Here is an 18,980-nt window from a genome sequence, read left to right on the forward strand (position 1 = left end):
GGTCTCCCCCCTCCCCCTCCCCCCCCCCCCCCCCCCCCCCCCCCCCCCCCCCTCCCCCCCCCCCCCCCCCCCCCCCCCCCCCCCCCCCCCCCCCCCCCCCGCCACCCGCTCAGCCCCGTACCCCCGCCTCCCGGTCGGCTACCTCCGACGCCGACTCGATGACCTCGTCAAGGACCTCGCGGGAGCGGACCAGATCGGCGATCAAGCGGTCGATGCGCTGCCGCTCCTCGGCGAGTTCGGCCAGCAGCAGGCCGGTGGCCCGCTCGGACGGGCCGCCGTCGGCGTCCCGCATGCAGGGCAGCAGGCGCCCGATCCTCGTGCTGTTCAGACCGGCGGCGTAGAGGGCCTGGACGCGGATGACGCGTTCGACGGCCCAGTCCCCGAACTCGCGGTGGCCGCCGGGGGTGCGTTCGGCGGTCAGCAGGCCCTGCTTCTCGTAGTAGCGAAGCGAGCGTTCGCTCACACCCGTCCGTTCGGCGAGTTCCCCGATGCGCATGTGTGCCCTCCCCGTAACCGCCGGGCGAGGGCCCGGCCGGACTTGAATCTGCCATCAGTGTCAGCTTTTACGGTACGGGCATGACGAACACAGCCACCGCCGGCCGCCTCTTCGAACCCTTCCGTCTCGGCCCCCTCCACCTGCCGAACCGCCTGGTCATGGCGCCGCTGACCAGGAACCGCGCCGGATCCGACGGGGTGCCGCAGCCCATCATGGCCACCTACTACGCACAGCGCGCCTCCGCCGGGCTCATCATCGCCGAGGGCACCACGCCGAACGCCGTCGGCCAGACCTACCCCGACATCCCCGCGATCCACCGCCCCGAGCACGTGGCCGGATGGCGGCGGGTCACCGACGCCGTAAGGGCAGGGGGCGGGCGGATGTTCCTCCAGCTGCAGCACGGCGGGCGGGTCGGTCATCCGGACAACAGCGGGCTGCTGCCCCTCGCACCGTCGCCCGTGCCGCTCCCGGAGACGATCCACACCCCGGCCGGTCGCCGCCCCTCGGTGGTGCCCCGCGAGATGACCGCGGACGACATACGGACGACCGTCGCCGACTTCGCGCAGGCCGCACGCAACGCCGTCGCGGCGGGCTTCGCCGGGGTCGAGGTGCACTCGGCCAACGGCCAGCTCCTCCACCAGTTCCTCTCCGCGAACACCAACCACAGGACGGACGCCTACGGCGGGGAGCCCGCCCAGCGTGTACGGTTCGTCGAGGAGGTCGTCCGTGCCGTGGCCGAGGCGATCGGCCCCGAGCGGGTGGGCCTGCGGATCTCCCCCGGGAACACCGTCAACGGCATCGACGAGGGGGAGACCCACCTCATCTACCCCGCCCTGCTCGACGCGGTGGCGGACATCGGCCTCGCCTACCTGCACATCCTCTTCGCCGACCCGGACCAGTCCCTGTTCCAGGAGATCCGGCGGAACTGGACGGGCACGCTGATGGCCAACCCCCGCCTGGGCGCGACCCTTCCCGACGACGCCGGACGGGCCGCGGGCGAGCGCCTGCTGACCGCGGGAGCCGACCTCATCTCTCTGGGACGCGGCTTCGTCGCCAACCCCGACCTGGCCGACCGCCTGCGCCTCGGCGCCCCGCTCGCCCGGGTGCGGGAAGGCGACTTGATGTACGTGGGCGGGGAGGCGGGCTACTCCGACTACCCCGCACTGGCCACCGCCGGACAGAGCGCTTGAGCCGGGGCCGCGGCCGGGGCGGGAGGAATCCCGCCCCGGAACGCGGCGGCCTTACGACCAGCGGCGTAGATCCGCAGCCCGTTACCCCCGCCCCGGCGCCGACCTAGCCTCGAAGCATGGACACGACGAGCGGAACACTTGACGAAGCCCTGGAACGCCTGCACGCCACCGGCCCCGAATTCCGGGGATTCCTCGCCAACCACGGACCGATGGCCGTCGAGGCCCTGGTCAGGAACGGCCAGGCGGGCACCGTCCACCGCTGGGTCGACCACTACACCACCAAGCTCGAGGACGTACCGAGCGCGCGGACCCGCATCACCGGCACCAACTGGAGGGAGGCGCTGGGCGATCCGTCCCGCGTCACCGACTGGACCACCTACATGACGCGGCAGGTCGCCGAACACCCCTGGCGCGAGGTGCTGGCCGAGTGGTGGCCGCGCCTGCTGCCCGGCATCGCGGGCGCCGCGACCCACCCCGTCATACGCGTCGGCCACGCCGTCCGCACCCTCCTCGACGACGGGGAAGAGGCGCCGCGCGTCGCGGAGTTCGCGCACGCCCTGGGCTACTGGGCGGCCCGCCACACCCCCTTGCCGGTGACCGTGCGACCGGTCGGCACGGCCACCCCCGCCGACGCGCTCGCCGCCCTCCCCCCGGTCGCCGACCAGAAGACCGGCGTCCTGAACGGCCTGGCCCAGCTCCCCGGCACCGAGGGCTGGCTGAAGGCCGCCGAGTCCGTCAACACCCCCCAGGACCCGGACGCGGCCCGCTGCCAACTGGCCGCACTCGTACGCGCCGCCGCCCACCGCTACGCCGATCGCGCCCACGGCGAGCCGGTCATGCTCGTGCACGCCGCCACGGCCCCGAACGCGGTCCTGCGCACCCTGCCCGCCCTGCCCCGCGAGCTCTGGTCCCCCTCACTGGGCGCGGCCTGGGCGGCGAGCGCGGCGATCACGTCCCTCTACACCCCCGGCGAAGCGCTGCCGCCGCTGCGAACCGGCCCGCTCACCCCGGAGGAAGTCTTCGAACGGGCCGCGGCGCACGGCGACGAACACGTCATCAAACTGACGGACACGGTGTGCGACGTGCATTCCTGGACACCGGAGGGCGACGACCGGGCTCTGACCGCGTCCGTACGCTCCATGGCACTGATCGCACCGGACAACTGAGGATCGGTACCACGCGAAGGGCACCTGACCGGCGGCAGGCCGGGTCAGGCGCGCCGCGGGACGACCGATGTGCCGGTGATCTCCGATTCGCCCGCATGTGGGCGGCAACCCCCCGGCAAACGCGCCCTGAGCAGCATCTAAGGTGATCGCGCACCCCCCACGAGAACGATCAACGGAGGAACCGTGCGACGCATATCCCTCGCACTCACTGCCGCCGCCGTCATCGGCGGTACCGCGGCCCTGGCCGTCCCGGCCCAGGCCGCTCCCGCTTCCCCCACGCGGGCCACCGTGGCTGCCAAGGAGTGCCACGAGGACAACGCCATGATCTACACCGACGGCACTCGGCTGCGCACCTCGGCGAGCACTTCGGGCGCGGTCCAGGGCCAGCTGTACTTCGGGGACCCGATCCGCATCCTGAAGAAGTCCGGCGGCTGGGACTACGTCCAGCTGAAGGAGAAGAGCAAGGGCGGCCTGTCCAAGGGCGCCCGTGGCTGGGTGGCCCACAAGAACATCATCCCGCCCTTCTGCGGCTCCTGAACGGGCAGCCGAACGGCGGCGCTCCCTCGGGGGCGCCGCCGTTCGGCGTTCCAACGCACGGGCTCAAGGGCCGGATTCCACCGGCAGACCCGTGGGCCACGGCTCAGTGGTCGTCCCAGTGGCCGTCATGGGACGCGTGACGGTGCCCGTCGTGGATGTAGTCCACGTGATCACCGTGCGGGACGGCGACATGACCGCATCCGTACCGGTGCTCGTGAGGATGGTCGGAGTGGGTGACGTGTGACGGAAGTTCGCACTCGTCGGTGTGGCCTCCGTGGGCGCGGTGCAGCTGCCCGCCGTGCACGTAGTCGGTGTGGTCGCCGTGCGGGACGGCGACGTGGCCGCACGTGGGTCCGTGCTGGTGCGTGTGCTGGGGCAGGGCGATGCCGGCGGTGCATGTCATGGCAGTGCCTTCCTTCTCCTTCGCGGGCTCGGTCCGGGTGAGTGGGCAGGACGGGCTCCGGCGGCCTGGGCCGTCAAGCGGGCCTGTCATAGGTGTAGAAGCGGGTGTGATCGAGGACGTCGGCCGGAGTGATGTCGCCCCAGGGCCGCATGACGTCGTGGAGTGCCGCGACGTTCGGCGTGCTGTCGACGGGGAGGTAGGACGAGGCGGGATGCTCGCGCTGCCACTCGGCCCACAGCTTGTCGAGGTAGGAGTGGTGCAGCCAGAACACCGGGTCGTTGGGTGACGCGCCGGTGGCCATCTGACCGCCGATCCAAATGTGGACGCGGTTGTGGAGGTTCACTCCGCGCCACCCTTCCAGATGGTTGCGGAAGCCCTCCGAAGCACTGTTCCACGGCGGCATGTCGTACGTCGGCATGGCCAGCACGGAGCGCACTTCGGCAGGAGTGGGAAGCCGGCGGCCTCCGGCCCCGAACGCCCTCTGCAGATAGGGCCGGGAATCGGTGCTCACGGTGATCGGCCACTGCCCGGCGGAGTACGCGAAGGGGCCGGTCATCACCTGTGCGTCGCGGTCGCGCCCGTTGCCGCCCAGGAAGCCGGTGTTCCACAGGGGCGCCATGACCGTACGGTCGGCCGCCCAGTCCCAGTAGGGGAGGGTCACCGAGGAATCGAGCTCCTGCAATCGGCGTTCGAAAAGAATCAGGAACCAGCGGTGCCAGGGCAGGAAAGATGGTGCCCGGTGGCCGAAGCGGTCACCGAAATCCGTGTCACGGATGATGAATTCATTGTGAATCCTCACGAACTCGTCGTAACCGCCGCTGCGTTTGAGTTCAAGCAACGCATTGACGAAGCTGCGTTTCTCGCCGGATGTGAGGGCTGCCTGGTTCTTGCGGACGGCCATGGGATCGTGTCCTTCGGCGATGCGGTGAGGCGACGGCGGGTATCAGGCGGTGACCAGGGGGACCAGGTCGGCCCCGCGAAGGGTCTCGACGGCGAGACGGGCCGCCGCGTGCGGACTGGTGCACGGCTCATAGTGATTCAGGATGCTCACCCAGGTTCCGTCGGCATTGCGCATCACATGCAGTTCCTTGCCGTCGACAAGGACGGAGAAGGTGTTGCCATGGTGATCGCCATGGCCGGCGGCAGTCTCCCGGCCGACGATGTGGCGCCCCAGATAGGCCTCGTCAAAGGGGTGGACCTCGTCAAAGGGCGCGAGATCAAAGGGCGCGAGTGCCCGGCCGTCTTCGCGGCCCGCATGCTCCGGGCCGCCGCCGGGCCGCGCCCCGCCGGACGGAGCGGGTCTGCCCGGCCGCATACCCGGAACGGCTATGGCAGCCGCGGCACATACGGAGCGTCGGCTGAGGTGCGACGACATATTTCCCCCTCGATGGACATGACCCGAAAAGCGGCTCTCGGATCGCAGGGGGGTGTTTTGACATAGGGCCGGTCAAGGGCCAGGAGGATGCCGCCGAGTCCGGGACCGTCGCGCGGCCGCGGCATCACTCGTCCATCCCCCCCGGGTGATTGGTGGTGGTGCGCAAGGCTCCACATCCAGGGGACGGACAGGAACTTACAACATGCCGTGAATCCTGGAGAGCCGATTTCAGGCCGTTGGTCAAAGATTTCCGACTCGCCCTGTCACAGGTCGGAATGACAGCGGGTAATGCCCAGCCCGCCGCTTACCGGTTGGCTCACGGAGCGGGGGGCTGCGGAAGCCGGAGCGTGAACCAGATGGTCTTTCCCCGGTCGAGGGGCCGAGTGCCCCAGCTGTCCGCCAAAGCGTCGACGAGGAGCAGACCTCGGCCTGATTCGTCCCCCTCCTCCGTCAGGCGGAGCTGGGGCGGCTGGGGGTTGTGGTCGGTCACCTCGATGGTGAGAGTGTCGGCGTTCCGGCGCACGCGCAGCCGGATCGGGCCGGCGGCGTGGGAGATGGCGTTGGTGAGGACTTCCGAGGTGAGGAGCCGGGCGTCGTCGAGCACTTCGGAACAGTTCCACGTGGTGAGGGTGTCGGTGACGAACCGCCTGCCCGCCGCGGCTGCGGCGGGCTCCGACGGCAGCTCGGTGGACGCGGCGGCCAGGGGCGGGGGCGGCAACTGGACGAGGAGGAGGGTGACGTCGTCATTGTGGCCCGAGGCGTTCGGCAGCAGGGTGGCGAGGGCGTGGTCCGCCGCCGCCTCCAGCCCGCACGCCGACTCGAAAGCGGTCTGCAACACCCAGGCCAGTGTCCTGATCTGCTGCTCGATGTCCGTGTCAGGTGTCTCGACGAGGCCGTCGGTGTAGAGGGCGAGCGTGGACCCGGCACGCACATCGACGACCGCTTGCCGATGCGGGATGTCGCCGACGCCGAGCGGGACGCTGACGGGGACGTCTATAGGCCGGACGTCGTGGTCCGGGGTGGCGAGGAGGACGGGCAGGTGACCGGCCGAGCAGATGGTCATCTTCCCTTCGTCCGGGGCTATGACCACGTAGCAGCAGGTGACCAGCTGGTCGGGAAGGTCGGCGACGATGGTGTCGAGCGCCTGCATGAGCCGGCCGGGCGGCATGCCCGTCCGGGCGAGGGCGTTGGCGGCCGAGCGCAGCTGCCCCATGACGGCGGCGGCTTCGAGCCCGCGGCCCATCACGTCACCGATCAGAATGCCGACCTGTCCGCCGCCCAGGGGGATGAGGTCGAACCAGTCCCCGCCGACCCCCGCGCCCTGGGTGGCCGGCAGGTAGCGGCTGGCAGTGTGCAGGCCCGGGACTTCCGGCGGCGTGCCCATCAGGCTGCGCTGCAACGTCAGGGCGACGTGCCGCTGTTGCTCGTAGAGCCTGGTGAGCTCGGCCTCGGCACGCTTGCGCTCGCTGATGTCCCGGACGATCGCGTAGGCGCCGACCACCGTGCCGCCGGCGTCGTAGGTGGGCCCGAGGGTGATGTCCACATCGAGCAGGTCGCCGTTGCTGGCCATGCGGACCGCTTCGAAGTGCCCGATTTTCTCGCCTCGGCCGAGGCACTGCAGCAGTGCGCCGACCTCGTCCTTGTACTCCGGCGGGACGAGGAAGGACACATGGCGGCCGACGGCTTCGTCGGAGGTGTAGCCGTAGAGCTGTTGAGCCGCGGTATTCCAGTAGGTGATGCGGCCTTCGAGGGTCTTGACCAGGATCGCGTCCTGGGACGACTCGACAAGCGCCGCGAGTTCATTGATCCTCTCCTCGGCGGTCTTGCGTTCGCTGACGTCGCGGACGGCTGCGGAGAAGAGGAGTCCGTCGGGTGTTTCGAGGGGGCTGAGGCTGATTTCGACGGGGAATTCGTGTCCGTCTTTGCGGAGTCCGTAGAGTTCGAGTCCGGCGCCCATGGGGCGCACTTGTCGGTTGCCGGCGTAGTTGTCGCGGTGGGCCGCGTGCCGGCCTCGGAATCTGTGGGGTACGAGGATTTCGACGGGTCGGCCGAGGAGTTCTTCGCGTCGGTAGCCGAAGACCGCTTCGGTCTGGGCGTTGACGAGTTGGATCGCTCCGGTGTCGTCCACGATGACCATGGCATCCGGAGCCGACTCCAAGAACACCCTGAACCGGTCCTCCGTCGCCCTGGCTTGATGCAGCCGGTGGAACCGCTCGGAGCATGGCGCGTGATCGGGTTCCTCACGCTCGTCAGATATGTGCTGCGTCGACATGGACCGAGTCTTCTCCGTCTGCCTGCTGTGCGGGCTTGAAGCGCGAGGTCCGATCTCAGCAGCGTTCGGTAACCCTGGCGCATACACGCAGACGGATTGACGCTCACATGTCCAGAGCCGATCACTCCGGCGAGAGAACTGCCGGAAGTTGAACGCATATGGACGGCTCCGACCGCCGGTGATCGGTCCGCGAGCTCTCCGAATCCTGGACGGCGGGGCGGACCGCCGCACGGTGAGCCACTCGGCCGGACGACGAAGCCCCTCTCCCGATGGCAGGAGAGGGGCGCGAAGTCACTTCTTCCGGCGCTTGCGCGGCGCGGGCACGGTCGGCGCCTCGGTCTCGCGGGCGGCCGCGAGGAAGGGCGACATGACCTCTTCGTACCGCTTGAGGGACTCGGCCCCGAGGTCGACCTCAAGCCACTTGGGCACCTGGATCTCCTTGATCTCCGTCACCGGGGAACCGTCCTCGTCCACCTCCCCCGTCAGGTCCTCCATCTCCTCGGTCACCGTCACGGCGAACTTGAGGGTGGTGAGGTTTTCCGTCACCTCGGGGGCGAGGTCGTCGAAGTCGATCCGCTGAACGAAAATCGGCGTCGTGATCGCCTGACCACCGACCTCGATCGTCTTCACCCCTTCTTCCACGCCGGGCTGACCCTTGTGGGATTCGTCTACCTCAATGAATTTGGTGCCCATGGACGGCGCCTTTCCTTTGCGTCGGTACGTGGGTAAATTCTAGTGCAGGAGGGGTAGTTGACGCCAACTCAGGAGATAGTCGTTCCCCTCTGAGGTGCGGGGGAATGAGCTCTCGGAATCTTCCGAGGTTTTGAGTGGTGGAGCTTTGATATCGAGGGTGAATCGCCGGAAGGTGATTGCTCTTCTCGGAGGTCGTACGGATATCTGCCTTTTGGTGAAACCTGTAAGCCTGTGGGGAAAGACCCCGGCCGGCACTGATGGAGACGCCGACCGGGGCCGCACGGGGAACAGCTACGCGCCGGGTCGGGGTACCGGCTTGTCCGGGGAGTCGAGCCAGACCCGTTCCCCGTCGCCGTCCACGGTGAGCCCGAAGCGGTCGAAGCCGGGACGGCCGTTCTCCTCCCACCAGCGGAAGGCCGCTTCCGTCTCGTCCCACAAGCGGCGCGGCCCGGACTGGGCCACGATGTACTCACTCGCACCGGGCTCGTAGTCGGCCGACGCCCACGACCGGGTGTCGGTGCTGTACGTCCACAGCGTGTACGCGCCGTGGTCGTACCGCTCGGCCCGCCAGAACGTTCCGGGTACGTGCAGCCCGATCACGAACGGCTCGAGCCACCCGCCGATGTCTGCGGGGGAGAGTGCGGCCACGCCTCTGACGCCGTCCGCGCCGACGGCCAGGCGCACGATGTACTCACCGCCGTACTCGGTCCCCCAGGGCGCCACGATGACACCCCCGGGGCGGGTCTGCTCGATCCACGCCCGGGGTACCTCCCCGACAGAGCACGTGGCAATGACCCGGTCGAACGGGGCACTGCTCGCGTGCCCCAGCCGCCCGTCCCCCACGAGCGCGCCGAGCCGGACAGCGCATCCAGGTGCTCTTCCGCTTCTACGCCAAAGTTCCTCGGGCTCTGCTCTGACTCGGCCGCACTGAAGGCGCCTGACTGGTAAAAGACCAGGTCAGGCGCCTTTTTATGGGCCCCCTAGAAGAACCCCAGCTTCTTCGCCGAATAGCTCACCAGCAAATTCTTGGTCTGCTGGTGGTACAGGAGTCGCACTGTGCTGACCAGGGAGAATGCTGGTGTGCGCGGCTTCTGGGACGAGGCTGGTCCGGAAATGGTCCGGATCTTGGTCCCGTTCGTTCGGCTCCTCGGGCTGCTGTCGCCTGTTCGACGGAAGGTGGCCAACGTCGCGAGTCGGTTGGCAGGTCAGCTGTGGCGTCGTGAGGCTGCGCTTGTTGCCAGGCGGGACGACGACGGGGCAGGGCCGTACGTCCGGTGGCGCCTCGAAATAGCTGCCCCACACCTGTTGTTGCCGTTGTGGAACTGAGGGAGGGGATGCCGGGGTGAGGTTGTTCCGGACGAAGGGCTGTGTGACGGAGGTCGCGTCGCGTCTTGCCGAGGTCGAGGCGGATGTACAGGACCTTGTCGAGGCCAACCTCGAGACAATGCTAGGCGTGCGGTTCTTGGCGAGCGAGTACAGCACCGGTCCCGTGCACGGCGGCCGAATCGACACCCTCGGGATCGACGAGAACGGCGCCCCAGTGGTCATCGAGTTCAAGCGCGCGACGGATGCCGGCGTGATCAACCAGGGGCTCTTTTACCTGTCGTGGCTGACGGATCACAAGGCGGAGTTCGGGCACCTGGTCCGCGACCGGCTCGGGGCAGCGGTCGCGGACCAAGTGCTGTGGAGCGCGCCCAGGCTGATCTGCGTCGCCGGTAACTTCACCCGTTACGACGTTCATGCCGTCCGCGAGCACCAGCGCAGCATCGACCTGGTCCGCTACCGCTTCTTCGGCGACGACCACTTCGGCCTGGAGACCGTCGCCTCCGTCGCCGCCCAGACGGCGGCGCCGCGCACCCGCCGGAGGAGCGAGACGCCGGGACTCGGTGCCCGTGTGGCCGGTGCGGCGATGGAGGAGTTGTTCGCGGAGGCCGACCAGGTTCTGCTCGGGCTCGGTAACGACATCACCAAGGTCCAGCGCAAGACCTACCGCGCGTACCAGCGCCTGCGGAACTTCGCCTGCGTCTGCCCGCCGCAGAAGAACAAGCTGCTCGTCTACCTCAAGGTCAACCCCAAGGAGGCCGACCTCGTCCCCGGCTTCACCCGGGACGTCACGGCGCTCGGCCACCACGGGACCGGCGACCTGGAGATACGGCTGCGAACGGACCGCGACCTGGAGCGCGCCCAGGACCTGTTCCGGCTCAGCTACACCGCGGCGTAGGCACAGGCGGGTGCTTGGCCTGTGCCCTGGTGGCGGGGCGACGGCATCTGGAGTTGGCGGTTCGGTCTCGCTGGGGCCTCTCGACGCGGCGGTCATGGACTGGCGGTGGATTTCCTATGGTGTCGTGGATCCCCGGTTTCGCTAACCGGGGATCCCCTGCTATAAGCGCTGGACTTGAGTACGGTGCGGCCGTATTACCAGCCGGACGGTTTGGCGGTGCCCATTGCGCGGGTGATGGTGATCTCGATGACGACTCGGTTTGGATTGACGCGCGGGGGCTTGTAGCGCTGGGTGTAGCGTCGTTCTGCCTCGGCCACGGATTCGGGGTCGTCCTTGATGACCGCGGTGCCTTCAAGGGTGCACCAACGGCGCCCTTCGGCCTGGCTTACCGCCACTCGCACGCCGGGGCCGACGGCGCGGACGTTGCGGACCTTCTTGCTGCCGCCGTCGCTGATGACGCGAGCGATTCTGCTCTCGGGGTCGTAAGTCACGCCCACGGGCACAAGGTGCGGAGAGTCGCTCAATGCTTCAGTGTTTCAGGCAAGACTTCAGTGAGTGCTTCAGTATTTTGCTCATTGCTTCAGTGCCGTCTCTCGTGCGTCAGGCTCGTAAGCAGCCACTTTCCGGCATTTGGGGCTGGTGGTGGTGAGCACGGCCTTTGCTGAGCGCCACCGGGCGGTATGACCCGTGTGCCAGCGGGTGCGTCTGTCGAACGGTTACGGCGGTGCCGGTCCGCCCGCCCGACCCTGTGCAGGGGGTTGGGTCTGATTGCGGTGGAGCCTGTGCAGTCGGTCGCGGGTGGTGCGGGGCAGGGCGTCGACCACGCAGTGCCAGGAGTGGCTGATCATTTCGGCGAGTTCCTCGTCGGGGACCGTGCCGTCCAGGTGCACGGTGATCCAGTGCCACCGGGGGCCCTGGTATCCATACCCGGGGCGTACCGCGGGGTACTGCTCGTACAGGTGCAGGGCGAGGGCGGATTCGCACTTCACGCTCAGCCGGTCGGGCTGGGAGGTGTTGGCTGCTGCCAGGGTGGCGAAGATCTTGCCGCCGGTCTTGTAGACGGGCCGGTGCGGGCCCCATGGCTCTTCCTCAGTGACCTCGGGCAGGTCCAGGGCGTAGGCCGCGACGTCGTCGGGGTTCATTCGGTGCTGTCCTTCATGCGGGGGTGACGATCGGGCGGGCCGTACGCCGGCACACGGCCGGGTGCTTCCGCGGGTGAGGCCGCCGAACGGGGGCCTCCGGACCGCGCCGGCCCCTCGCCGGACTCCGCTTTGAGCCGGGGGAATCCTGGAGGTGCCTGGCCATGGCCGGTTTCCCGGCCCGTGGTGATCAACGACCGGGGTTACGGGCCTGCGGGCACCTGGAACCGCGTCTGTGCCTCTAGAGGGAGGTCACTGTCCGCCGAGGTAGTCGGTCTGCGAGGCGATGCGGCCCTCGCGCAGCTGGAGGATTGAGCAGAAGCGGGCGGTGACCAGCTCTCCCGCCGGGGGCAGGCCGGGGTGTGTCCCGGAGCTGGTTCCCGCGAAGTCGAATTCGACGGCGATGGTGTCCCCGTCGGCGATGATCCGCTTGATGGTGAACTTCCGGTCGGGGACGGCACCGGCGTATTCCTGAAGGTGGTGCACGAAGGGGTCCCGGCCGGTGAAGGCGAGCCCGAAGGGCCCGCACTCGTAGGTGGTGTCGTCGGTGTACAGCTCACCGAACCGGTGGAAGTCCTGGTCGTTGTAGGCGTTCGCCCACGCGTGGACGAACGTGTCGCTGTTCATGGCTGTTGTCTTTGTCTTTCGGTTGTCCGGAACCCGCCTCAGGCGTATTTGCCGAGGTCGCTGGCCTGGAAGGCGGCCTGGTCGTTGATGCCGACGACGTAGCCGTCGGGGTCGCGGAAGTAGAACATGCGCTGGCCGGTGTGGTCCGTGTCGGTGTCCTTGATGATCTCGGCGTGCTGGGAGATGCGGGTGTGGGCGCCGTCGAAGTCGTCCACGCCCAGGTAGAACATGCCGGCGAAGCCGATGGGGGTGTCGGCCAGGCTGGGCAGCCAGTTCTTCAGGTCGGCGTTGCTGTAGAGCATGGCGCAGAACCCACCCTGGTAGAGGAGCATGTGGATGTCGTCGCCGGGGCGGGCGGTACTGGAATCGACGTCGAAGCCGAGCTGCTTGTAGAACGCGATGCTGGCCGCGGTGTCCTTGACACTCAGGCAGGGAGCGAACGGCATGAATCCTCCATGATCGGGGTGCGGCCTTCACCAGGGTGCGAGCAGGGGTACCTCGCGGTTCCTTTCTCCGCCGGTGGGGGCGGAGGTGCACTCCGGGGCGGCCGTCCTGGTGAGATCAGCCGCTGTGAGCGGCTGGGGCACGGGCTGGGTCGTCAGTGGGTGCCGCTGATGCAGAAGGGTTGGCCGGAGGGGTCGAGCAGGACGGTCCAGTGGTCGCCGCCCGGCTGGTGGGCGGGCTTGGTGGCGCCCAGTTCCAGGAGCCGCTTCTCCGCCGCCTCGACGTCGTCGAACCTGATGTCCATATGGAAGGGAAGTTCGTCCTGGGGCCAGGTGGGGGCCTTGAACGACGTGGCGGACCAGAAGACGTACATCATGTCGCCGACCCACACGGGGAAGGCGGCCGGGTTGCCGTCCTCGTCCCGGTACGGCTCGGAGACCTGGGTGCCGAGGGCGGCGGCGTAGAACTCCGCGAGCCGGCGTCCGTCCTGGGCCCAGATCGCGTGCGACAGGATTTTGCCGCTCAGCGCACTGCTGTCGCCGTGTGTGCCGGTCATGGGGCTCCTCCTCCGGTGGGGGGTGTCCGGGGCGGCTTCCGCCCTCTCGAACCGACCGTAACGAGCATGTAGGGCAAGGAATGTCCTATATGGCTCGTGGTGGGGGTTGCGGGGGCGGGCGCCGTGACGCGTGGGTAGCGTGAGGGCCATGGCGTATGACGAGGTGCTGGCGGAGCGGGTGCGGGAGCTGCTGGAGGAGACCGACGCGGTCGTCGCGAAGAAGATGTTCGGCGGGCTCGTCTTCATGGTGCGGGGGAATACGGCGGTCGGTGTGGTTGACGACGACCTGCTGGTGCGGGTCACCCCGGACGACACCCCACAGGCACTCGCCGAGCCCGGCGCGCGGCCGTACGAGTTCCGCGGCCGCATCTCGAAGGGGTGGGTGCTGGTGGCGGGGGAGGTCCTCGACGACGACGTCCTGGACGACTGGCTGCACCTGGGCCGGAAAGCCGCTGCCGCGCTTCCACCGAAGTAACCCCTGCGTGACCGCCGCACCAGGGCGGAGGTAACGGACGTGGGGTATCCAGGCCGATGCCGATACGGAAGGCCGGACCGACGGTTGCATAGTCAGCGTGGACGCGACGCTGGCGCATGCGCTGACACGCCGCGTATCTCTGGATGACGCTGCCGGCCCGCTCAGTATCGTTCGGGTGAGGCCCTGGGATGTTCCCGTGGCGGTCCTGCCTGCAGGATTCACCTGGCGGGGAGGGCGGTAGGCGTCCGCTCGTGTTCATCACACCAGGCCGTGGGGCGATGCCCCGCACCTGATCTCCGGTCCTGGAATGTCTCTGTGCCCCGCGCCCGGTCGGCGGGCATCCGCGTACTCGCCCCGATCACCTGGGCGGGGGCATCGCGTACTCGTCCCACCGGAACTGCCGGTACCTGCGGCGTCGGCAGATCAAGCGCATCAGTGGCGGGCGCGAGAACCAGCGGGCCGACCGCACGCGCCGCGGCAGCGCAGGCGGCCGGGCCCACCGGCCCGACAAGGAGACCTACAAGCGTCGCAACGACACAGTGACCGTGGCTGTCCTCCGCTTCTGGCTTCGCTCGTGACCCACTGGACAGCCCGTGGACGTGTCCTAGTGCCGGGTCAAGCAACGTTCGCCTCGTAGAGCCGTCTGAGATCATGGGCTCATGGACGAGGAAGTTATTCCGATCCTTCGGGTCGAGGACGCTGCTGCGACGGTGGGTTGGTACGAGCGCCTGGGCTTCACCAAGCAGTGGGAGCACCACTTCGAGCCGGGGCTCCCTGCCTTCGTCGAGGTTGCACGTGGCCCAGTGCGGTTGTTCTTGTCGGAGCATCAAGGAGACGCCCGTCCCGATACGTTGGTGTATCTACGCGTGAGTGACGTCGATGCCGTCGCCGCCGAATTCGGTGTACCCGTGAAGGACGTTCCGTGGGCGCGCGAGATCGAGCTTCGCGATCCTGACGGCAACCGCCTGCGGGTGGGGACCCCAACGCAGTGACTCCCGCGGGGAGCGTCCGGCAGCGAGACTGCTGCGGTGGCGGAACGCGTGCGAGTTCGTGGGATCGATGACGACGAAGGGCAACGGCTGCTGCGGATCGTCCGCAGGGGTACCGGGTCGGTGGTGACCTGGCGGCGGGCTCAGATGGTGTTGCTGTCCGCGCAGGGCATGCCGGTGGCGAGGATCGCCGAGGTGTCGTTCACCAGCGCCGACCGGGTCCGCGATGTGATCCACAACTTCAATGCCGACGGCTTCGGCTCGCTGTATCCGAAGTACTCCGGCGGCCGCCCGAAGACGTTCACGCTGGCCGAGCGGCGTGAGATCAAGAAGATCGCCAAGTCCAAGCCGACCGAGCATGACCTGCCGTTCTCGACCTGGAGTCTGACCAAACTGGCGGACTTCCTGGTCGCCGAGGGGGTGGTCGACGACATCAGCCACGAGGGCCTGCGCATCCTGCTCCGCGAGGAAGGCGTCTCCTTTCAACGCCTGAAGACCTGGAAGACCTCTCGTGACCCCGACTACGCGGCCAAGAAGGCCCGGGTCGAGCACCTCTACGCGATCGCCGAAGGAGAGATCATACCCGAGGACGGTGAGCCCGACGTCGTCTTCTGCATGGACGAGTTCGGCCCGCTCAACCTGATGCCCCACCCAGGCCGGCAGTGGGCCGAGCGCGGCGGCACACACAAGGACCCCGACCGCGAACCGCGCCGACGGCGGCGGGCGACCTACAACCGCAACGGCGGAGTACGGCACCTGTTCGCAGCCCTCGACCTGGCCAAAGACAAGCGCTACGGCCACATCAAACCGGTCAAGCGGCGCACTCAGTTTCTGGAGTTCTGCCGCTACCTGCGCCGCCTTTACCCACCGACGGTCCGCATCGCGATCGTCTGCGACAACTTCTCCCCGCACCTGACCACGAAGAAGTGCCAGCGGGTCGGCACCTGGTCGGCAGCGAACAACGTCGAGATCGCCTACACCCCGACAAACTCCTCCTGGCTCAACCGCATCGAAGCCCAGTTCACCGCCCTGCGCTACTTCACCCTCGACGGCACCGACCACGCCAACCACAAGGACCAGGGCAGCATGATCCGCCGCTACATCATCTGGCGAAACCGCCACGCCGACGACCGGCGCTTACGAGCTGTCGTCGACAGGGCAAACGTCGCCTGATACGGCACTAGCGGATGTGGTCGGGCTTGCAGCTGAGGCCGATGACCTGCCTCTCGTGCATCTCCTGCGCGAGCCCGTAGCTCCTGGCGTCGTAAGAGCCGCCCTCGATACTCCGCTGGATCCCTGCGAGTTTCGCCTTGGCCTCGGCCAGCCCTTCTCTGAGGGCGTCGGCGAGGATCGTGCCGTCCTGCTGGAGGACGGCGGCCGTCGTGGTGGTGTGGCCGATCGCCCACAGATGGCCGGCCTTCGCTGACCATGGCCTGCTGTCTTCCCGTGATCCTGAACAGCAGGAGAAGGCGGTCAAGTTCCTCGGCCTGGTCGCCTCCTCGGTGATCTTCCCCACCGCCGTCGACATGACCAGCGTGCTGCGGGAGATGACTGCTGGGGGAACGTGCGTCCCGAGGACCTCGCCGTCGTCAGTCCCCAGCGCAGGGCGAACGTCCTGTGCTTCGGCGACTACGACGCCGACGGCCTCCATACCCCGCCCAGCCCCTACGATCCCGCCCTGAACCTCGACGTCAGGCAGGCTGCGACCTGACCGGGTGCTGTGCCTCGTCGGGTGGCGTCGCGGAGATGCACTGCTGTACCAACGGGGGTGCGCGGTGGTGCGTTGACGGCGCTTGTATGTCTATTGGGCGCTGGCGGTATGCGCCTTCCTCACCCTTGGTACAGAGCTCAACTATGAAAGGGAAGGCGGTGCCCCGGATTCCCGCCCTTCGAGTGTTCCCGTGCTGGTGGAGTGTCGTGCGGTGATCCGCAGGATTTCCCTCGGTACGGGTGTCCTCACCACAGCCCTGTCACGCGTTCGGTGACCGTATCCCCTCAGCCGGCTTCGTATGGCGGGGTCTCCCGGTCGTCGGGGCTCCCGGCGATCGCTTCCCCTCTTGTACTGCCTGTGCTTGCAGCGCGGTGAAGGCCAGGCCATCGTGGACTATTTCGCTTTCCTTTCTCTTCCCGTTGCTGGGTGTGGGCCTGTTCTGGTTCCCGGGGGAGGTGTGGGTGGCTACCGAGATCCGGCGTCCTGACGGGGCGGTGGTGCCGAGCCGGGCGGCGTCGTTCCCGGCGGGTGCGGGCGGGCCATCGGGTTACGGTATCCGATCTCTCACCGGGACGGTGTTCCCTCAACTTCTCAGAACCAGTCAAAACTAACCTGGGTGAGAACCCTTGCGCTTCACCGTCACCTGCCATCCATGCAGCGTCCGAGTCACATCCGCAAGGGTGACAGTCCTCCGCTGGAGGTCAGGAATTATGAAGGTACGCCAGTTCCGTGGACTTCGGCTCCGGCCCGGAGACGACGTGTCACCGCCCGCACTGCCGCACCCCAACGGATGGTTCTGCGTGGGGCTCGCCACGGAGTGGAAGGCGGGCACCATCCTGACCAAGCCGTTCATGGACGGGGAAATCGTCGTCTACCGAACCAAGAAGGGGGTTCTCCGTGCCGTCGAGCCGTACTGCCCCCACCTGGGAGCGCATCTGGGATCCGGCCGGATCGACGGCGAGAACATTATCTGTCCCTTCCATAAATTCGGCTTCGGGCCGGACGGGAACTGTACCGTCACGCCCTACGGCACGCCGCCCAGGGCCACCTTGACCACGCTGCACGTCCGGGAGCGGTACGGGATCATCTGGGTCTGGCACGCACACGACCGGACGCCGCCCACCTGGGAACTGCCGGACTTGCCGAGTGACGAGGTGCTCGCCCAGCGGGCGATCGACCTGGTGGGCCATCCGCAGGAAGTCGCAGAGAACACGGTCGACTACGGGCATATCGCCGCGCTGCACGACATGGGCGCGGAAGAGGAGTCGGCTCCCAGTGCCGACGGCCCGTTCTATTCGGTCCATGTCCGCTTGCGCGTCAAGACTTTCGGGTTTGGGAGCTTCTCCAAAACCAGCGCCTTTCAGCTCATCGGCCCCGGGGCCGTGTATGTCCGTGCGCACCTTCCCTGGAACATCTACGTGGACAACTGGACTCTCGCTACCCCCATCGGCCCATGGCGTATCCGCCTCTGGCTGGCCATGGGCACAGGCCGGACGCGGAACGGAAAGCGGCGCCCGGCGCCTTCCCGGCGCTCCAAGGTGCTATCGAGGCTGCTGGGCCGCTGTGCGGTAGCGGCGTTCTGGCCGATCGTCACCGAGGACTTCCCTATCTGGCGTCACAAGCGGTATGTGCCGCACCCTCGGCTCAATGACAAAGACGGTCCGGTAGGTCACTTCCGCCACTGGGCGTCCCAGTTCTACCCTCCGTTGCCGGCTGGTGAGCCTCCACCTGCCGTCACACGCGTCCCTGGCAAGGCTGACCACGTCGACGCGCGCTCTGAAGACCGGCGTTGAATGCCCCGGGGGCTTGATGAAGCGAAGGTGCTCACATGAAAACGGACACAGCGCACAGTGAACACGCCGCGAGCAGCCGGAATGGCCCTCGCGATCTGCGAACGATCGGCTTGATCGGATTCATCCCCATCGTCCTCATGTCCGCGCTCGTATTCTTCTCCCCTACGTTCCCCTATCCAGATGACAACCTGCACGGCCAGGAGTACCTGGACTACCTCTTTCACCATCACATCGGGGAAATCCAGTCGATCGTGACCATCGCGTACGGAGCTGCGGTCTTCCTGTTCTTCGTGCTGCTCATCGGGGCATACGAGCAGTGTGGCGGCGCAACAGCCGCGCTGCGGAACGTGGTGGTCGGCGCCATGGGCAGTTACCTCGCGATCTGGGCGGCTGTCTCCGCCGTGACGCTGCTCATGGTCCTGATCGGGCGGGGGTACCCGTCTTTCGGGGCCGATCCGTCCGACTTCAAGCTGATCACGCTGTGCTGGGACATGCTGAACACGTTCCTTGCGTCCGGCGCGGTACCCATGGCACTCACCTTCACTGCCATCGCCCGGGCGAACCGATCACGCCCCCTTCTGCCCCGCAAGCTCGGAGAGCAGGGTGCCATCGCCGTCGTTGTAGCCAACGCAGCCTCGCTTGGCTGCGCGTTCGTCTACCGCGGCCTGTGGTCCCCAGGATCGACCTTGCAGTTCCTGATCCCCCTTGGGGCCACCTACATCTGGATGATCGCTGCGGCAGTGGTCCTGCTCCGCAAAAAAGAGCCCATGCCGGGCTGACGAGCCCCGGCGTAGGCCCCTAGGGACTGTGTGAGGTCGTGATCAATCTCGGGTTCTGCCTCCGTCCGGGGGCGGAACCTGGTAGGACGTCGGGTGTGACGCGCAGGCAACTCA

22 protein-coding genes and 2 pseudogenes are annotated in these 18,980 nt (G+C 67.9%); 11 read left to right on the plus strand and 13 right to left on the minus strand.

The window, feature by feature from the left end; all coding sequences use genetic code 11:
* Window positions 1–109: 109 nt before the first annotated feature.
* On the minus strand, window positions 110–496 hold the full coding sequence (locus tag ACZ4A5_RS26660; RefSeq protein WP_467589369.1) for a MerR family transcriptional regulator: 387 nt from the start codon (window positions 494–496) through the stop codon (window positions 110–112).
* Between the two features lie 80 nt (window positions 497–576).
* Between ACZ4A5_RS26660 and ACZ4A5_RS26665 the strand changes: the two genes are divergently transcribed.
* The 3 genes from ACZ4A5_RS26665 to ACZ4A5_RS26675 all read left to right on the plus strand — a co-directional run bounded on the left by ACZ4A5_RS26665 (window position 577) and on the right by ACZ4A5_RS26675 (window position 3,389).
* Complete coding sequence (locus ACZ4A5_RS26665; protein ID WP_467589373.1) at window positions 577–1,686, plus strand: alkene reductase; 1,110 nt, start codon at window positions 577–579, stop codon at window positions 1,684–1,686.
* Window positions 1,687–1,802: 116 nt separating this feature from the next.
* Window positions 1,803–2,852, plus strand: coding sequence for a questin oxidase family protein (locus tag ACZ4A5_RS26670; protein WP_467589376.1), 1,050 nt, complete (start codon window positions 1,803–1,805; stop codon window positions 2,850–2,852).
* A gap of 183 nt (window positions 2,853–3,035) precedes the next feature.
* Entirely contained in the window at window positions 3,036–3,389 is a 354-nt protein-coding gene (locus ACZ4A5_RS26675) for an SH3 domain-containing protein (protein ID WP_467589379.1), read from the plus strand.
* Window positions 3,390–3,492: 103 nt separating this feature from the next.
* On the opposite strand, the gene ACZ4A5_RS26680 is transcribed toward ACZ4A5_RS26675, so the two are convergent.
* From ACZ4A5_RS26680 to ACZ4A5_RS26705, 6 genes are all read right to left on the minus strand, one after another.
* Window positions 3,493–3,792 carry a hypothetical protein gene (locus tag ACZ4A5_RS26680; RefSeq protein ID WP_467589382.1) on the minus strand — a complete coding sequence of 100 codons (300 nt, stop codon included), beginning with the start codon at window positions 3,790–3,792 and terminating at the stop codon, window positions 3,493–3,495.
* Between the two features lie 73 nt (window positions 3,793–3,865).
* Entirely contained in the window at window positions 3,866–4,693 is an 828-nt protein-coding gene (melC2, locus tag ACZ4A5_RS26685) for a tyrosinase MelC2 (protein WP_467589386.1), read from the minus strand.
* A gap of 42 nt (window positions 4,694–4,735) precedes the next feature.
* Window positions 4,736–5,167: a tyrosinase family oxidase copper chaperone gene (locus ACZ4A5_RS26690; RefSeq protein WP_467589389.1), complete on the minus strand. Its 432-nt coding sequence runs from the start codon at window positions 5,165–5,167 to the stop codon at window positions 4,736–4,738.
* A 316-nt stretch (window positions 5,168–5,483) separates the two neighbouring features.
* Window positions 5,484–7,367 (minus strand): PAS domain S-box protein, encoded by a 1,884-nt coding sequence (locus tag ACZ4A5_RS26695; protein WP_467589432.1) that lies wholly within the window; start codon window positions 7,365–7,367, stop codon window positions 5,484–5,486.
* Between the two features lie 363 nt (window positions 7,368–7,730).
* The gene (locus tag ACZ4A5_RS26700; RefSeq protein ID WP_467589392.1) at window positions 7,731–8,132 is read right to left on the minus strand and encodes a hypothetical protein; all 402 of its coding nucleotides are present in this window, start codon (window positions 8,130–8,132) and stop codon (window positions 7,731–7,733) included.
* Window positions 8,133–8,423: 291 nt separating this feature from the next.
* The gene (locus ACZ4A5_RS26705; RefSeq protein ID WP_467589395.1) at window positions 8,424–8,975 is read right to left on the minus strand and encodes a methyltransferase domain-containing protein; all 552 of its coding nucleotides are present in this window, start codon (window positions 8,973–8,975) and stop codon (window positions 8,424–8,426) included.
* Window positions 8,976–9,501: 526 nt separating this feature from the next.
* Between ACZ4A5_RS26705 and ACZ4A5_RS26710 the strand changes: the two genes are divergently transcribed.
* Window positions 9,502–10,353 (plus strand): DUF5655 domain-containing protein, encoded by an 852-nt coding sequence (locus tag ACZ4A5_RS26710; protein WP_467589398.1) that lies wholly within the window; start codon window positions 9,502–9,504, stop codon window positions 10,351–10,353.
* Window positions 10,354–10,547: 194 nt separating this feature from the next.
* Here ACZ4A5_RS26710 and ACZ4A5_RS26715 read toward each other — a convergent pair.
* The 5 genes and pseudogenes from ACZ4A5_RS26715 to ACZ4A5_RS26735 all read right to left on the minus strand — a co-directional run.
* Window positions 10,548–10,868 (minus strand): annotated as a pseudogene (locus ACZ4A5_RS26715) (pyridoxamine 5'-phosphate oxidase family protein); the annotation flags it as partial.
* Between the two features lie 201 nt (window positions 10,869–11,069).
* The gene (locus tag ACZ4A5_RS26720) at window positions 11,070–11,495 is read right to left on the minus strand and encodes an MmcQ/YjbR family DNA-binding protein (protein WP_467589401.1); all 426 of its coding nucleotides are present in this window, start codon (window positions 11,493–11,495) and stop codon (window positions 11,070–11,072) included.
* 249 nt (window positions 11,496–11,744) lie between these two features.
* On the minus strand, window positions 11,745–12,119 hold the full coding sequence (locus ACZ4A5_RS26725; protein WP_467589404.1) for an ester cyclase: 375 nt from the start codon (window positions 12,117–12,119) through the stop codon (window positions 11,745–11,747).
* Window positions 12,120–12,157: 38 nt separating this feature from the next.
* Complete coding sequence (locus tag ACZ4A5_RS26730; protein WP_467589408.1) at window positions 12,158–12,565, minus strand: VOC family protein; 408 nt, start codon at window positions 12,563–12,565, stop codon at window positions 12,158–12,160.
* A gap of 152 nt (window positions 12,566–12,717) precedes the next feature.
* Complete coding sequence (locus tag ACZ4A5_RS26735; protein ID WP_467589413.1) at window positions 12,718–13,119, minus strand: VOC family protein; 402 nt, start codon at window positions 13,117–13,119, stop codon at window positions 12,718–12,720.
* Between the two features lie 148 nt (window positions 13,120–13,267).
* Here ACZ4A5_RS26735 and ACZ4A5_RS26740 point away from each other — a divergent pair, with 148 nt between their 5' ends.
* The 4 genes and pseudogenes from ACZ4A5_RS26740 to ACZ4A5_RS26755 all read left to right on the plus strand — a co-directional run bounded on the left by ACZ4A5_RS26740 (window position 13,268) and on the right by ACZ4A5_RS26755 (window position 15,756).
* Complete coding sequence (locus tag ACZ4A5_RS26740; protein ID WP_467589417.1) at window positions 13,268–13,594, plus strand: TfoX/Sxy family protein; 327 nt, start codon at window positions 13,268–13,270, stop codon at window positions 13,592–13,594.
* A 46-nt stretch (window positions 13,595–13,640) separates the two neighbouring features.
* Window positions 13,641–14,172, plus strand: a pseudogene (locus ACZ4A5_RS26745) (transposase family protein); the annotation flags it as partial.
* An 81-nt stretch (window positions 14,173–14,253) separates the two neighbouring features.
* Entirely contained in the window at window positions 14,254–14,586 is a 333-nt protein-coding gene (locus tag ACZ4A5_RS26750) for a glyoxalase superfamily protein (protein ID WP_467589420.1), read from the plus strand.
* Window positions 14,587–14,622: 36 nt separating this feature from the next.
* On the plus strand, window positions 14,623–15,756 hold the full coding sequence (locus ACZ4A5_RS26755) for an IS630 family transposase (RefSeq protein WP_467589423.1): 1,134 nt from the start codon (window positions 14,623–14,625) through the stop codon (window positions 15,754–15,756).
* Window positions 15,757–15,763: 7 nt separating this feature from the next.
* Here ACZ4A5_RS26755 and ACZ4A5_RS26760 read toward each other — a convergent pair whose 3' ends face one another.
* Window positions 15,764–16,111: a hypothetical protein gene (locus ACZ4A5_RS26760; RefSeq protein ID WP_467589438.1), complete on the minus strand. Its 348-nt coding sequence runs from the start codon at window positions 16,109–16,111 to the stop codon at window positions 15,764–15,766.
* On the opposite strand from ACZ4A5_RS26760, the gene ACZ4A5_RS26765 reads away from it, so the two are divergent.
* The 3 genes from ACZ4A5_RS26765 to ACZ4A5_RS26775 all read left to right on the plus strand — a co-directional run bounded on the left by ACZ4A5_RS26765 (window position 16,020) and on the right by ACZ4A5_RS26775 (window position 18,866).
* Complete coding sequence (locus ACZ4A5_RS26765; RefSeq protein WP_467589435.1) at window positions 16,020–16,265, plus strand: hypothetical protein; 246 nt, start codon at window positions 16,020–16,022, stop codon at window positions 16,263–16,265. The genes ACZ4A5_RS26760 and ACZ4A5_RS26765 overlap by 92 nt on opposite strands.
* Window positions 16,266–17,094: 829 nt before the next feature.
* Window positions 17,095–18,087 (plus strand): aromatic ring-hydroxylating oxygenase subunit alpha, encoded by a 993-nt coding sequence (locus ACZ4A5_RS26770; RefSeq protein ID WP_467589426.1) that lies wholly within the window; start codon window positions 17,095–17,097, stop codon window positions 18,085–18,087.
* A 35-nt stretch (window positions 18,088–18,122) separates the two neighbouring features.
* A complete protein-coding gene (locus ACZ4A5_RS26775) occupies window positions 18,123–18,866 on the plus strand; it encodes a hypothetical protein (RefSeq protein WP_467589429.1) in 744 nt (247 codons plus the stop codon).
* Window positions 18,867–18,980 lie beyond the last annotated feature (114 nt).

The sequence above is a fragment of the Streptomyces sp. NPDC025618 genome, assembly GCF_055558795.1.

Excerpts from the sequence above, each read along its gene's own strand:
- melC2 (WP_467589386.1), bottom strand. The coding sequence starts at position 4,693 with ATGGCCGTCCGCAAGAACCAGGCAGCCCTCACATCCGGCGAGAAACGC.
- ACZ4A5_RS26775 (WP_467589429.1), top strand. The coding sequence starts at position 18,123 with ATGAAAACGGACACAGCGCACAGTGAACACGCCGCGAGCAGCCGGAAT.
- ACZ4A5_RS26665 (WP_467589373.1), top strand. The coding sequence starts at position 577 with ATGACGAACACAGCCACCGCCGGCCGCCTCTTCGAACCCTTCCGTCTC.
- ACZ4A5_RS26725 (WP_467589404.1), bottom strand. The coding sequence starts at position 12,119 with ATGAACAGCGACACGTTCGTCCACGCGTGGGCGAACGCCTACAACGAC.
- ACZ4A5_RS26730 (WP_467589408.1), bottom strand. The coding sequence starts at position 12,565 with ATGCCGTTCGCTCCCTGCCTGAGTGTCAAGGACACCGCGGCCAGCATC.
- ACZ4A5_RS26750 (WP_467589420.1), top strand. The coding sequence starts at position 14,254 with ATGGACGAGGAAGTTATTCCGATCCTTCGGGTCGAGGACGCTGCTGCG.
- ACZ4A5_RS26735 (WP_467589413.1), bottom strand. The coding sequence starts at position 13,119 with ATGACCGGCACACACGGCGACAGCAGTGCGCTGAGCGGCAAAATCCTG.
- ACZ4A5_RS26740 (WP_467589417.1), top strand. The coding sequence starts at position 13,268 with ATGGCGTATGACGAGGTGCTGGCGGAGCGGGTGCGGGAGCTGCTGGAG.
- ACZ4A5_RS26760 (WP_467589438.1), bottom strand. The coding sequence starts at position 16,111 with ATGTCGACGGCGGTGGGGAAGATCACCGAGGAGGCGACCAGGCCGAGG.
- ACZ4A5_RS26700 (WP_467589392.1), bottom strand. The coding sequence starts at position 8,132 with ATGGGCACCAAATTCATTGAGGTAGACGAATCCCACAAGGGTCAGCCC.
- ACZ4A5_RS26680 (WP_467589382.1), bottom strand. The coding sequence starts at position 3,792 with ATGACATGCACCGCCGGCATCGCCCTGCCCCAGCACACGCACCAGCAC.
- ACZ4A5_RS26720 (WP_467589401.1), bottom strand. The coding sequence starts at position 11,495 with ATGAACCCCGACGACGTCGCGGCCTACGCCCTGGACCTGCCCGAGGTC.
- ACZ4A5_RS26660 (WP_467589369.1), bottom strand. The coding sequence starts at position 496 with ATGCGCATCGGGGAACTCGCCGAACGGACGGGTGTGAGCGAACGCTCG.
- ACZ4A5_RS26670 (WP_467589376.1), top strand. The coding sequence starts at position 1,803 with ATGGACACGACGAGCGGAACACTTGACGAAGCCCTGGAACGCCTGCAC.
- ACZ4A5_RS26690 (WP_467589389.1), bottom strand. The coding sequence starts at position 5,167 with ATGTCGTCGCACCTCAGCCGACGCTCCGTATGTGCCGCGGCTGCCATA.